10 protein-coding genes are annotated in these 13,129 nt (G+C 58.0%); 5 read left to right on the top strand and 5 right to left on the bottom strand.

The window, feature by feature from the left end; all coding sequences use genetic code 11:
* From AC066S_RS03615 to AC066S_RS03625, 3 genes are read left to right on the top strand one after another with little or no spacing between them, the layout of a single operon-like run.
* The gene (locus AC066S_RS03615) at positions 1 to 1,224 is read left to right on the top strand and encodes a GIY-YIG domain-containing protein (RefSeq protein WP_430642547.1); all 1,224 of its coding nucleotides are present in this window, start codon (positions 1 to 3) and stop codon (positions 1,222 to 1,224) included.
* On the top strand, positions 1,214 to 2,851 hold the full coding sequence (locus AC066S_RS03620; protein WP_164718802.1) for an SIR2 family protein: 1,638 nt from the start codon (positions 1,214 to 1,216) through the stop codon (positions 2,849 to 2,851). The genes AC066S_RS03615 and AC066S_RS03620 overlap by 11 nt, the downstream gene beginning before the upstream one ends.
* The gene (locus tag AC066S_RS03625) at positions 2,844 to 3,308 is read left to right on the top strand and encodes a nucleoside 2-deoxyribosyltransferase (protein ID WP_126259245.1); all 465 of its coding nucleotides are present in this window, start codon (positions 2,844 to 2,846) and stop codon (positions 3,306 to 3,308) included. The genes AC066S_RS03620 and AC066S_RS03625 overlap by 8 nt, the downstream gene beginning before the upstream one ends.
* Positions 3,309 to 3,620: 312 nt before the next feature.
* Here AC066S_RS03625 and AC066S_RS03630 read toward each other — a convergent pair whose 3' ends face one another.
* Together AC066S_RS03630 and AC066S_RS03635 are read right to left on the bottom strand one after the other, a co-directional pair.
* The gene (locus tag AC066S_RS03630) at positions 3,621 to 4,733 is read right to left on the bottom strand and encodes an XRE family transcriptional regulator (RefSeq protein ID WP_126259246.1); all 1,113 of its coding nucleotides are present in this window, start codon (positions 4,731 to 4,733) and stop codon (positions 3,621 to 3,623) included.
* Positions 4,734 to 4,743: 10 nt separating this feature from the next.
* The gene (locus tag AC066S_RS03635) at positions 4,744 to 5,418 is read right to left on the bottom strand and encodes a hypothetical protein (protein WP_126259247.1); all 675 of its coding nucleotides are present in this window, start codon (positions 5,416 to 5,418) and stop codon (positions 4,744 to 4,746) included.
* 265 nt (positions 5,419 to 5,683) lie between these two features.
* Between AC066S_RS03635 and AC066S_RS03640 the strand changes: the two genes are divergently transcribed.
* Positions 5,684 to 6,649 (top strand): DUF2971 domain-containing protein, encoded by a 966-nt coding sequence (locus AC066S_RS03640; RefSeq protein ID WP_126259248.1) that lies wholly within the window; start codon positions 5,684 to 5,686, stop codon positions 6,647 to 6,649.
* Between the two features lie 112 nt (positions 6,650 to 6,761).
* Here the strand turns inward: AC066S_RS03640 and AC066S_RS03645 are convergent, their stop codons facing one another.
* The gene (locus AC066S_RS03645; RefSeq protein ID WP_126259249.1) at positions 6,762 to 8,237 is read right to left on the bottom strand and encodes a UvrD-helicase domain-containing protein; all 1,476 of its coding nucleotides are present in this window, start codon (positions 8,235 to 8,237) and stop codon (positions 6,762 to 6,764) included.
* Positions 8,227 to 9,957 carry an ATP-dependent nuclease gene (locus AC066S_RS03650; protein ID WP_478268933.1) on the bottom strand — a complete coding sequence of 577 codons (1,731 nt, stop codon included), beginning with the start codon at positions 9,955 to 9,957 and terminating at the stop codon, positions 8,227 to 8,229. The genes AC066S_RS03645 and AC066S_RS03650 overlap by 11 nt, the downstream gene beginning before the upstream one ends.
* A 294-nt stretch (positions 9,958 to 10,251) precedes the next feature.
* On the opposite strand from AC066S_RS03650, the gene AC066S_RS03655 reads away from it, so the two are divergent.
* Positions 10,252 to 11,628 carry a DUF5623 domain-containing protein gene (locus AC066S_RS03655; RefSeq protein WP_235884852.1) on the top strand — a complete coding sequence of 459 codons (1,377 nt, stop codon included), beginning with the start codon at positions 10,252 to 10,254 and terminating at the stop codon, positions 11,626 to 11,628.
* Between the two features lie 133 nt (positions 11,629 to 11,761).
* On the opposite strand, the gene AC066S_RS03660 is transcribed toward AC066S_RS03655, so the two are convergent.
* On the bottom strand, positions 11,762 to 12,655 hold the full coding sequence (locus AC066S_RS03660; protein WP_164718803.1) for a 3'-5' exonuclease: 894 nt from the start codon (positions 12,653 to 12,655) through the stop codon (positions 11,762 to 11,764).
* Positions 12,656 to 13,129 lie beyond the last annotated feature (474 nt).

Raw genomic sequence — 13,129 nt, forward strand, 5'->3', positions numbered from 1 at the left:
ATGGGTGATCTCGCCCTCGTTGCGTGCACGAAAACCAAGCGCCAAGTAGCGACGCATGCCTCAGATCTCTACGTCTCCCCGTTGTTTCGAAAGTCGTTGCTCGCGGCTCTCGATCGCTGCAAGCAAGTTCGGATCTTATCGGCGAAGCATGGGTTGCTGAATCCAGGCGACATCGTCTCGCCCTATGAGCAGACTCTTAAGTTCATGCCCGCAGCTGAACGCGCTGCTTGGGGAACTCGGGTCGCTGCTCAGCTCGCATCGGCCGCTTCCCCAAATGATACCCTTATCTTCTTCACCGGGGATGACTACTTCAAGCCCCTTAAGTCTACCTTGCTGGCCTCAGGCTACAGACTCCAACAACCGCTCGGGCGTAGATCCCTTGGCGCACGGTTACAGTACCTTCGAGAGATTAATGACGAAGCCCTTCTGAAGACGATGCTAATCCGCTTCGGACAGTTGATGCGTCAGTTAGCTCGCATTCAGGTCGGTGGACGACTTCTTTCCCAAGCGACTGGACGGCAGCCATGGCCCGAGCGAGGGCTCTATTTCGTTGTCGAGCCTGTTGGACCCGCTGGCCGAGACTGGATCACGCGGGTCGGAACTCACGCAGTGAGTGCTGGCTCACGCACCACCTTGTGGGACCGCATTAGTACGCACCGTGGGGTCGCAGGCCACGGCGGAGGTAGTCATCGATCATCGATATTCCGCTCGCACGTAGGACGGGCTCTCGGCCGCAGAGGGGACGAGGCATTGCCCGCATCTTGGGGCGTCGGTCAGTCTGCACCAGCAGATGTGCGGGCTAGTGAGTCTTTGTTGGAGCGAAAAGTATCCAGCGTCATCGGCGACATGCGATTGCTTTGGCTAAGTGTTCCTGATGCGGCTGGGCCTCGGAGCGATCGAGCATATCTTGAGCGAAATATTATCGGTCTACTGTCCCGCACAAACGTTTTGGGAATACGACCGGCTCCCAATAGCAATTGGCTCGGACGGGCGAGCGTCGACTGGCGGATCGTCACCTCCGGGCTTTGGAATCTAGATCATTTGTTTTTTCGTCCGGATCCCAGATTCTTGGACGTACTTGAAATCTACATAAACATTATGGGCGGCAAGGACGCTCCACGGGAAGAATCGCTCGCCCCGGTAGATTGGGCTTGCCGGCCCTCACATGCGAACCACGAACAGCTCAACCTCTTCGAGACGGATAACAAGCTTCATGGTGCGTAAATCTGGTCCGTCAGATCCTTCGAACTTGATGGGCAACTCAGCGCGAGCGATCGTGCACCTGCGCGCACAGCGACATCGAAAGCGACTAGGCCTAATCTTCGGAGCAGGCGCCAGCAAGGCGTTAGGATTTCCCGGATGGGAAGATCTGGTCAATCGTATTGCAAGGCACGAGGCCGTTCAGGCGGAAGATGTGTTGAGCAGGGCAGGTGAGATCAAACCGCCACGATCACTCGCTGCACTCACGCACATGATGTTTGACCATTTTCGCGCGCGAAAGCTGAGTGGTGCAGGTCTTGACACATCGGTGCCTCTACTGCAGGAGCAGCGGATCAAAAGCGATTGGCTACGAATCATTCATAGCGAGCTATATCGAGATGTCCCTAAAGCTGCAGACGACCGAAAAAAGTCGATTGAGGCCCATCCGTATCTGAAATCATTCCTGGATGTCGTTAAAGCCTCGCCGCTCACGGTGAACTACAATTTCGACGATACGATCGAGAAGTTGTTGATGTTTTCGCGAAATGAAGAAGAGGAGTCGACCACTCGGGGTTACGAGACCATCGACAAACCGAATGCTCAATTCCAGAAGCCAGCTGGCGTGATCTATCATCCCAATGGCTTCCTGCCATCTCGCTTCGACGACGGCGCTAGTGCAGATCTTGTGTTTGATAGTGACGGGTTCCAGGATCAGTTGATAAGCGCAGCGAATGGACGCTACGTTCACCTCTCAAATCACCTTTCCCGCAATACATGCCTGTTGATCGGGTTGTCGCTTGATGACACGACTCTGCAGAGTATGCTTCGGCAGAATGCCGTTGCGAGCCCTGGGCACATTCACTATTTTGTTCACTTTGTCGGGACCGATACCTCCCTCTCCGACGAAACTCGGAAGGCGGTCTTCGATTCCAACTTTACATCGTACAATCTCTATACGTTGTTTCTAGACGCTGATGGAATTCGCCATCTGGCAGATTTAATCCGGATGCCAGACTCGCAATTCGTCCGTTTCCAGCCGAATAGTCGGAAACTCGTCTACTACGTGGTAGGCTCTATCGGGGCAGGCAAAAGTACTGCAGCCTCCAATTTTCGTAGCTTGATCACCTATGATGAATGGATCGACGAGCGACTTCCCGAGCTGGCGCGCCCGCAGAGTGCCGAGGATGATGCTTCGAGCATAGACAGTTGGATCGCCGAACAATTCCGCAAAAAGAACTATGCCCTAAATGAATGTAAGGAAGGCATTCATCTTGTGGATCGATGTCCACTTGATCCTCTGACCTTCCCGGGAGACAAGCAAGCGAAGGCGGCGAACCTCCTCGCGACGATGACTCACGAAAATGCGATGACGATTGCGCAGGGGCACGTGATCATGCTGGATTGCGATTTGGATGAATTGAAGCATCGCAACAGTCTCAAGCACAAATATTGGGAAGATGACAAACTCTCAAGCTTGATCAACGAGATCGATTTGGTGTACCGCGACGTTCCCAAGACTGTTCTGTGCACTCGCGGTCGAAGCATCGACGAAGTCGCTCGTGAAATTGCTCGTATAATATTTCTCGCGGAATACACCCCTGTCGATATTGGCGCCGAATTGCAAAAACATTGTGAGGCCGTCTGTGCCTAGTCCCTGCGTCTACCTGGCTGCACCGCTCTTCAATCCGCGTGAACGCGCCTTTAATGATCGTCTCACTCGAGAATTGGAGCAACGGAACGTTAAGGTGTTTCTTCCACAGCGCGACGGTACACTTCTTGTCGATATGCTGGAAGCGGGCGTCTCTCAGATTGTCGCTGAGCGCAGAGTATTCGCGCAAGACATTGACGCATTGCGATCGTCGGATGCCTTGGTAGCAGTACTGGACGGCGCGACAATCGATGAGGGGGTCGCCTTTGAGGTAGGCTTCGCCTACGCTCTCGGGCTCACATGCGTTGCGATTCAGACCGACGTGAGAAGAGCCTTACCCACAGGCAATAATCCAATGATTAGCCAATCCTTTCGAGAAATCTTCACGTCGGAAGACGAGTTGCTACATTGGGTGGACACCTATTCACTCGACTGGCAGGCAGCCCGGGCGACTGCTTGAGGCACTGTAGCGAGCGATGGCCAACATTTTCATTGCCCGGCGCCGAACTGCGCCGTTCCTGTAGCGGCCATGCCGACACCGAATTGGTGCGCCACGCCGACTGTACGACTGAGAGACAGAGCGGGCTAGGTGCGATGGATAGTTGCTCCTTCGTTCCTTCAGAATCCTCCTGCTCGGCCTCCCGAATTGACTCCAGGCATGGGCTTCCAAGCCGGCTACGCAGGACGATTGCTTCGGCGGTCGTGAGCTTCACCGGACTGAAGGTGAGGACTGCTTGAGGTCCGCCGGTGGCGGATTCGCGATCGGCACGAACTAGATCTGCCGCAATGTAGGGAATGATACCACCTTGTTCTGCAGGCTGCCGCTAGGTAGCGAGCAGAGCGACTCCACATCACTGGCGTTGAGGAGCACGTCCTCGGCGATCTCGGTGGGGAGCTTGACCTTGTTGTCAATCAGCATCTGCGCGGCCGAGCCGAGCACCGTCGGCCTCGACAGCGCGAAAGCATTGTCGAGCGGTTCTCGCTTGCGGATGCCACGGGCGTTCATTTGCTTCCACATGTATTTGACCTGATCGGCGTTCAAGATCCCGAGTTCCTTGCACCGGTAGATCATCGCCGCCACGGCCACGCGCCACCGGCCCTTGAGCGATATGAAGTAGTCGATGGTTGTGTTCGCGATCTCCCGCGCGAACGTCCGGCGTGGCAGGAGCAGGGCGCCGGCGAACCGGTTGGCCTGGTTCTCAAGCCGGTCCAGGTTGCGACTGTTCACTTCGACGGCGTTGTGCAGGACGAGGTGGCCGAGTTCGTGTGCCATGTTGAAGAGCTTACGCGAGTTACTCTCCTGGTCGGCTGCGTAGAGCACGTATGGTCGGCCGCCCTGCCAGCGGGAGACTGCATCCATGTCCTCGCAGCGCACCGGCTCCTCGATCACGATAACGCCGTGGTATTCGAGCAGCGGAGCCAGATCGGTGATTGGACCATAGCCGACGCTCCAGAACTCGCGCAGTTGGTCAGCGATCTCCTCAATCCGCTCGTTGCCGTCGCGTTCGTAGTCGAACTCGATAGCGGGTAAGTGCACTGGCGGCAGCTCGACGTATTCCGCGAGGGACTCCGCTATGTAGAACGCCCACTCCAGCCGACGGCCGATCCGCAGGCGGTCGGGCCGCTGCATGCGCTTCAGGCTGCGCCATGTCGGCGTCAGGAAGCGCTCAGCAGTATGTTTGCGCGGCGCTATGAAGAAACCCGGTGGCTGGCGGGTGACGGCGATGATCTTGCTGAACACGTCGCCGCGCGGTGCGAAGGCGCCAGTCTCATAGGTGCCAACGGACTGGCGGCTCACGCCGATCGCGTCGGCGAACTGCTCGTCGGTCATGCCGACGGACTCGCGCGCCTCCCGAATCCTCTCGGGGATGATCCTCGCAGACATGGGCACGCCTTCAACGCTTGGTGTCGTCGTTCTTTTTCTTCTTCTCCATCATCGAGACCACGTTGTCCTTGAGCTTCATCTTGGACTTCGGGTCAACCTCGGCCGGCCGTTTCGCGTCCTCCGACTTCTTCTGCACGACGACGGTCATCAGGTTGATACGCGCGAGCCACTCGTCAGCATTCGCCGACGGCGACTGCCAGAGCGCGTGCGAGAGCCGCCCGTCTGGCGCTGCGCGATAGGTCAACCACGTGTAGAGCTTCGGCGGTGCCAGGCGGATGATCCGTTCCTGCTCGGTCTCGAACAGGTTCGGCATGTTCGACGCCCGCGCGTCCTGGCGGTTCGGCGTGTCTTCCGGAAACTTGGTCGGGTCCTCGGTGCGGACGATGTGCGCGTGGCAGTCGCCGCTGTAAATGTCGAGCCAGTGCCAGGTGCCGCGAGGCATCGGCATCAGCGTGCACTTGAATGGGAGATCGCCGGCTTTGCACATCTCCTCGAAACGCATCAGGATGCCGGCTCGGCGGATCAGACCGCGCATGTCGTCCCCGACTTCTGACGAGAACATCGGGGTGCCCTTGATCACATCGTCGCCTGCGGCGATGCCTTCTCGCAGGGCCCGCAGCGTGTTTGCGTAGGTGTCGTAGGCGAACGCGGCGTCCAACCGCTGCTGAAAAGTCTTGGTCTGCATGGTGGTACGGCTTCCCTCTGCCCCGACGCGCGCCAAGTAGATCGCCCTTTTTTCTGTCCTGTGTCAAGTTCTGTGCCCCTTTTTCTATCAGTTCGTGGAGGTTGGGAGCAAAGATCCCAAAAGATCAGGGACTTAGGCTGCCGAAGAACGAGGTCCGGCCGTTCGCCGCCTTGCGCCGAAACCCACCGAAGTGCCCACCGTGTTGCTACTCATCCGATTCGTACCCCAAAACCCGCGAACCCGAATCGCGGCTCAAGAGGAAGCAATGGCAGAAAAACGAAGCGTTCCGAGGCGGCTGTTCAAATACCGCGCGTTCAATAATCTCACACTCGATATGATCATTGCGGACAATCTCTTTTATGCCGATCCGAGCACATTCAATGATCCGCTCGACACGCGGCCGTCGCTCAACGCCGATCTTCCTGCCACAGACATCGAGAGCGCGTTACGGCAACTCATCGAGCGACGCGTCAGCGCGGAGATGAAAGCCGCGGCTCAGACAATCAGGTACAAAGGTCCGAAAACCCTGGATCATATCGATCGACTTAGCCGCCTACAGGCCGATCAGGTCATCTCGGAAATAATCCACAACGCGACCGACCCAAGCTATGAAATAGATGACCCTCTTCAGTTTCTGCTTGGCCGCTATCTGGAGAAGGAACTGTTACTGCAATATGATAAGGGCATTGTATCTTTGGGTCAGCGCGCTACCTGCCCGTTAATGTGGAGCCACTATGGCGATCAGCATCACGGCGTCTGCATCGGCTACTCGGTGCCTTCTGATGCGCTCGATGATCTCCATAAGGTTCAGTACGGCGGCACGCGGCTCGTCGATGCCAGCAAGGTCCTAGCTATGCTCGACGGCGACAAGGACGCCCGTCGTCAGGTCGACGAGGCCGTTCTGTTGCGAAAGGCGGCGAGCTGGCGATACGAGCAGGAATGGCGTTTGATTGGGCCGCGCGGGGTGCAGCGTTCCCTACTGGAGCTCGAAGAGGTGATTTTCGGAATGCGCTGCAAGGAAGCCGTAAAGTACGCCATCGTTACCGCCCTGGATGGTAGGCAACGGCCCGTTCGTTTTTATGAAATGCGCGAGCTCCACGGGACCTTCAATCTGAAGAAATATCCGCTGGAAGAAGGAGAAATGAGGGCCTTTTTTCCGAGGCGATCTCGTGACATCCACGAAGCATTCCAATCCATCGCCGCTACCCAGAGGGAGGGGCAACCGTCCTGATGGCTCTGCCTTCGCTAAGGTCGTATGCCGAAACTCCTCAGCATGTACGGAGACGAGACTCAACCTACGTGCAAAGCATACATCGATAGATCTCCTGCGGTCTCCGACCTGGTTATAGAGCGCTGCGGCTACGTTCGATTTGATCCCGTGACGGTAGGAATCGCTCCGCCGGGGATATGATCCGAATGCTCGTTGTCGCCCGGGTCAGTGCGACGTACCAATCCTTCCTCGTCATCGCGTCTTCTGCGATGATGATCGCGCGTTCGAACTCCAGGCCCTTCACCAGCAGCGTGCTGCCGATGCTTCGGTTACCGGGGCGACGCCCCGCATGCCGCATCCGATTTTGAACTTCCCAAATCGCGATGCTCAGCGTGGCAAGTTGGCGCGTCGCCTTCAATTGCAGGGCTGATCGCATCGCATGGAACATCTCACGACGATACAGATAAACGCCGGGTCTGTCGTGGAGCGTTTGCAGAAGGGCGAGAATGCTCGCTTCCGAACCGCTGGAGATCACGGCGTCGCTGAGTGGAAATAGCGAACCGAACTTGGCCTGTCCCAGGCGCCGACCTTGCTGGCGGGCTCCGAGCGCTTTGAGCAGCTCCGCCCTTTCGAGGCCCGTCAGGCATTTGGACCCGAAGTCGACGATTGCTTTTGCTCGGGCCAACCCGGTCGTCCGATCGATCGTCTTGGCGGCGGCATAGAGGGTCTTGCAACTGATCGCTTCAAGGTTGCCAAAACCCTGTTTGGCAAGTTTTTGTGCCAGTGCGGAACGCCGGTTCTCGCTTGTGCTGTCGCCAATGACGATCAGGCTGCCTTGCACGGGGTCGCGCATGGAAGCGAGGCATTCCCCGACGATGGCTCTCTGACGGCGTTGAGCTGCCGCGGGCAGAGACGTCCAAGTTACACATCGTGGTCTTGATCGCAGGTCCAGATCGTTGCCGTTCTCAAGGGCGGTACGGACGCCCTGCAGCCACTCGGCCAATTCTAGATTTTCCGCGTTCTTCCAGCGCCATGGCGTCAGAAGCTCCGCCGAACGCTCAAACAGGGGAAATACATCGCTATCCCAGTCGACCGGTTGCTGATCTCCGAAATCGAAGATCGCTTGCAATGGATCGCCGAACACGCAAGTCGGCAGAAGGTTGGCGAGCCGTGAAACAACTTGATGCTGCTGTTTGGTGCAATCTTGATATTCGTCGACGAAGCATCCTCCATAGGATGCGAGTAGAACGCCATCGACAGCGCCGCTATCGAGCAGGCGCGCGCCGGCACGGTAGACATCGTCCCAGTGGGCGCTTGTTGCCGGCGCAAACGCGGCGAGTCCCGAACGTTGTGGAAACGATGCCGCAAATCGCAAGCACCACCCAGCAATGGTGTCGATGCGGTACTTTGCGGTCGCAACTTGGTGCTTACGCAGGCGTTTGGTCAGGGCGTCGACGCCCGCATGTGTGTGCGTGAGGATCAGCCTGCGCCGATCGGAGATTCCGACGGCGAGCGCGATCTGCTCCGTTTTACCGCACCCAGCTGCGGCGACAATGCTGCCACGGCGGATGCTTACAGCGAGCCGGGCAATATCGTCATCATTTGCCATCGACCCACTTCCTCAGGGCGGCAACACCTATGCTGAGAGGCTTGTCGGAAACAGCACAAAGATGAGGCCCGATGAGCGCGGCCAGCCGTTCGCCGCGCTCGATTGTTTTGAACCACTTCTTGTCGTTCGCGACCTTGCCGAGGATACGTCGGACTTGCACGGTATCGCGGTCATTGCCGAGCTTAGCTGCCGTGGCGGTGGGGAGCCCGACTGTCGACAGAGCGTTGTCAATCACGGCCCTGACGCTCTCGACGCTGCTGAATTCAATGGCGAGTGCGATCATCGAGCGTATACAAGCCCAGGGGAGGTCGAGAAACAGGCGTTCTTCCGTCGAGCACTTGTCAGGCCATTGGTGAACAACTGCGCCTTTCCCCTTGGCGCGCTCCAGATCTGCCTGATTCGGTTCTTCGTCGGAATCCAGGAGAAGCCAGACCTCATAGCCAAGGTCACGTAAATGTTCGGCGATAAGGGGTGCTTTGTCCTTACCTCCGCCGTCGATTGCGACAGTAGCTTGCAAGGCAAATGAGTCATTGCCGGACGTCTGCCACCATTCGTCCAGGCCGCGGGCAAGCCCCTGTTCGGTGCGGCCTTCCCCAACCAGTATTTTCCGGGCGAGAAAGGCCTCGGGGTTTCCTCTGAGATGGCGTTGTGCAGTGTCGGAGTCCCTTGCAAGAGCAGAGATGGACTTGACGGTGATGATGCCGACATCTGACCGGACTGAAAAGATATCGGCCGCAGTAAGCTCGCGGATCACGACCGGGGAATGTGTGGTTGCAAATATCTGCGGCTGAGCCGCGTCGGCGGCGGCTTTGGGCGCCTTGAGATATCTTAGTAGGCGAGCGATACGATGCGGCTCGAGGCCGTGCTCGATCTCATCGATGATCGCAACATGCGGGGGACCGGCGTCGTGCTGGAGAGCCGACACAAGAAGACGTGCGGAGCCTGTGCCGAGCCTGCGCAATGGCAGATCGCCATCATGAAGTGAGATGCCGCCTGAAGTGATGCTGACACCCTGTACGTCGAGCTCCGCCGTAAACTTGCCCCGCACAGGCACTGCGAAGAGCTTGCTCAGCTCCTCCGCTCGATCGACGGCGCTCTTGAAGACATTTCGGTCGCCGGCTTTGAACGAGGAACGGGCGGCGCGGGCCGCTTCAGCGAGTTGCAGGCTGAAGCCATCGCCCGCCTCGCCGATGCGAGTCAGCACGGAGGTTCGCCCCCAACCCAGATGTCTCTCCGCGTAGGGGCCGAGGCGGTTCGTCGCAAGCTGCTTGGCGTCCTTGAACCGGATCGTCGGCGGATCGCTGTCGAGCGCGTCGATCCTGTCATTATATATCGACCACCGAGCCTCTAGGGTCTGATCGATGACGACGTTGATCGAGAGCACTTCCTCCAAGCCTGGTCCCGGCTCATCGATGATTTTTTTGGCCGAGACATCCCAGCCGCGGAGGTGGAGCCCATATCGATCTTCGGCCTTGAGCTGCGGTGGCAGGTCAGAAAGCGTTACGGTGATCCGGATCGGCGCCTTAATGTCGAGATCGAAGAAATCGCAGTCGTCGGCAAAAATGTAGGACCTGGGATTGAGGCACAGCTCGATCGCGTCCAGCACAGTGGTCTTGGTCGAATCCCCGGGGCCAATGAGACAATTCATGCCAGGGGATGGTGCCCATTTCAGCCTTTTGATGCCGCGGAAATTTTCTACTTCCAAGTAGACGATGCGCATTCATTCCCCCAGGCCTTACCGCACAACCTGTCCTTCAGTTTGAGATTGCCACGATCTCGGATCCCTCCAGGAGAGGTAATACAGTAGCGCAACCTGAGGTCATCCCGTCCTGGGGTGCATCCTTTCGCGAAAGTCTCGGTCGTGGTATTCTCCGACTCGGCTCCCGGCAGGAGCCTGCCGCCCGTCGTAGCGAAGCCGTTGAGGCGCTGTCCAGATCAATCGTTCCCGCCATGTCATGTCGGGCCCGAGAGGTGGTTGACGGGCGACGCTTCGCTAAGGGCCGGGAGACCTGACGTGTCGAACGATCACATTCGTCCGTCCTCAATTGAGGGCATCAAGCAGCTCGCCAAGCGATTCAAGAAGTCCGACGGCATTCAGCATGCTGTCGCCTTGGACAAGGCATCAAAGGCGGCCGGCTTCGAAAATTACAAGCACGCACTGCGCAAGCTTGGAGACGGCCTCGCAGCCCCCGGGCCGTCGGCCGAACTGTACATCTCCGTTCTTTGGCGGGATCGTACGACCAAGGTTACGGGCTGCGAGATCCTGAAAATGCCGCTCGGCAGACCTCTGGACGCGCTTGTTAAGCCGGCACAATACAAAGCATCGCGGGGGCTGGGTACGATGCGCCGAGAAGGTCCTGATCATCTCGCAGACACATACACCGCGTCGTCGCAGGAGGCGGCGCGGGAGGCTGCGTGCGAGGCTGCCAGGACTATTCAGTTTATTGAGGCAGCCCGATTGGTCCCGTCAAAGGCGAAACGATCTTTCCCCAGAGGACAAGTCCAGCATCGGATGCCGGGCTCCGATCACGATGCAGCGTGGTTCGATCCCGCAGCGAAGACCTTCATCCGCACCAATGAGCCTTATTCCCATAGCGTCACTCGCGAGCAGAAGGAATGGGCTGACCGACACGGTTGGGCGGTCGCGGTTTCGCCGTGGAAGGGAATGTATCGGCCTGACGGCGGGACATCGCTCTTTCTTTTGGCCGATATGTCCAAGGGATATTTGCTTGAGCCGATGATCTCGCGGTTGGTGGAGGCACCGGCTCCCATCGTGGCGTCGGCCTGGGATGGAGAGTCGAGGCCGATCGCACCGGCCTTCGTCAGCCCGGGTCAGGTGGCGGAGATCGAGACAGAGGCCCGCGAGGTCAAGAGAGCTGGCGAGCGGCGCAGCTCCAACAACTCTGTCCCATATAGCATGTTTCTTTCGGGAGCGCAGCGCCGACCGAAGACGCGCATGCCAATTGAGGGGCACAAACTGGTCGGGCGACTGCTGAAGTCGATCCTGATCGGGACGAGAACTCGCGCGGGCGTTCACCGACGCGTCGACGCAATCCGCTGCGAGCTCGATAACTGGGTCCAGTGTGAGTATAGGCGCGACGAGCTTTCGGATGACGTGTTTTTCGATCTCTACTATCATGAGCTTCCCGAAGGGGACGCACTCGCTGCGGTACCCACAAGCTGGGATCGGCACATTTTGAATCTTGACGAGGTTAAGGCTACGCTCGTCCGATACTATCCCGAGTGCCCACCGCTGCGCCAATTGCTAAAGAAAGCCGATCTGGCGATCGCATCTCTTCGCGCTTGGAATGTCGCCCCAACACATACAGGAAGATTGGAGAGTTCGGACATCAATCGAAATCGAGGTCCCGACGATGGTGGGCGCCTCTGACCGAACAACAAGCGTCGCCTCTGGATGAATAGGCACAACGCCGGCGTTTAATCCGGCGTTGTGCCTACAATCCCCTCAATACCTGCCGCCGATCCCGCCGAGATTTTCGGCATCGAGCAGCACCGCGCCCCAACTAACCCCTGACAGAAAAGCGATTGAACGCAGTCAGGCTCTGAATACGCGGTTCAAGCTCCCGGAGATAGATCGTCTTTTGCAAGAACTCGATTTCCGCGTTTTGATCGCCGTCATCGACATCGATGTACCAGGACTTTGGCCGTCCATCGGTACCGTCACTCCAACGATATCCGCGTCGCTTGAGTTCATCCTTCAGCTCGAACGGCGAATGTTCAGCCCAGATCCTAATGGTTTTGCGCCGCGCGCGTTCCAGCAGAGTGGAACGAACAGTCTGATTGTGATGGGGGAGCTGCAGCGCCAGGATCTCGAGGAGCGCGAGGCAGTCATCGACGGCGCGATGTGCCTCATGAAATAGGCCCGCCTTCATCAGCAGATACGGCAATCGTGAGCCTTCGAACCCATGATTGCGCCATTCAATCTCACTCACTGAACATGCCCACGCTCGATGTTCAAACGATGGACAGCAACGCTCAATGAACTTCCGGTCGAAAGCGGCATTGTGAGCAATGACGACAACAGCATCTGCCGCAAAGGCGGCAACGCGATCCGGATCAAGGCTGTGGCCATCGACCATCTCGTCGGTAATCCCTGTGAGAGCCGTAACCTCCGCGGGGATGGGCACCGACGGCTGGTTGAAGCAGCTGAAGGTATCGAGAACTCGGGTGGTCCGGCCGTCCGGCAGGTAGGCGAACTTGACCATTCCGAGCTCGATAATCTGATCGTGGGCCGGATTCAGGCCGGTTGTTTCGACATCCAGCAGGAGAGCAGTCTTGACCGCTTCACCGTTGCTCGTAGCGAATTCTGATCGTGGAATGAGCCGGCGCAAGACGCGATAATCCGGCGATTGCTCGAGCGCGGCCGCCATTTCGGCCAAGGTTAGGGGATTGGTCATGTTCATGGTCAATAGATGAAACCGCGCTCCGTGCGCGCCAGAGTGCACTCTATCGGATGCGATCGGGCTATGCATCGGAGCCTGTGGATAGCTCTTCGCCGGTGTACATCTCGCAGCTAACGGCTGGGTGGAAATAGCCGGACGCCAATGCCCATCCTTTGAGCGACTCCGCTGCGAGCATCGATCCACAACCTGCGATGACCGATCGCCACTGTTGCGTAGGTAGCTCTAGCGTGGTCCAGGCGACTCACGCTAACCATCATTCTCAACCACCTCACTGCACAATGGGAATGAAATGGTTGCAGCCACCCGTGAACCGCCGGCTTCTGGTTATGCGCTTGAAGTGGACGGCCGACTCAAAGCCGAATTTGCAACCAGGGACGGCGCCAGAGTAGGTGGAGAAGAACTCAAGAGGCGTTTTCCCATGCTTCAGATCAGAATCTATGACGCGCACACGCATGCGCGCGAGGAAAT

It is taken from the genome of Bradyrhizobium sp. CFUWI, assembly GCF_056429085.1.

Bases quoted from the DNA above. Each gene is read 5' to 3' on its own strand.
- AC066S_RS03615 (WP_430642547.1), top strand. From the start codon at position 1: ATGGGTGATCTCGCCCTCGTTGCGTGCACGAAAACCAAGCGCCAAGTA.
- AC066S_RS03620 (WP_164718802.1), top strand. From the start codon at position 1,214: ATGGTGCGTAAATCTGGTCCGTCAGATCCTTCGAACTTGATGGGCAAC.
- AC066S_RS03630 (WP_126259246.1), bottom strand. From the start codon at position 4,733: ATGTCTGCGAGGATCATCCCCGAGAGGATTCGGGAGGCGCGCGAGTCC.
- AC066S_RS03635 (WP_126259247.1), bottom strand. From the start codon at position 5,418: ATGCAGACCAAGACTTTTCAGCAGCGGTTGGACGCCGCGTTCGCCTAC.
- AC066S_RS03640 (WP_126259248.1), top strand. From the start codon at position 5,684: ATGGCAGAAAAACGAAGCGTTCCGAGGCGGCTGTTCAAATACCGCGCG.
- AC066S_RS03645 (WP_126259249.1), bottom strand. From the start codon at position 8,237: ATGGCAAATGATGACGATATTGCCCGGCTCGCTGTAAGCATCCGCCGT.
- AC066S_RS03650 (WP_478268933.1), bottom strand. From the start codon at position 9,957: ATGCGCATCGTCTACTTGGAAGTAGAAAATTTCCGCGGCATCAAAAGG.
- AC066S_RS03660 (WP_164718803.1), bottom strand. From the start codon at position 12,655: ATGACCAATCCCCTAACCTTGGCCGAAATGGCGGCCGCGCTCGAGCAA.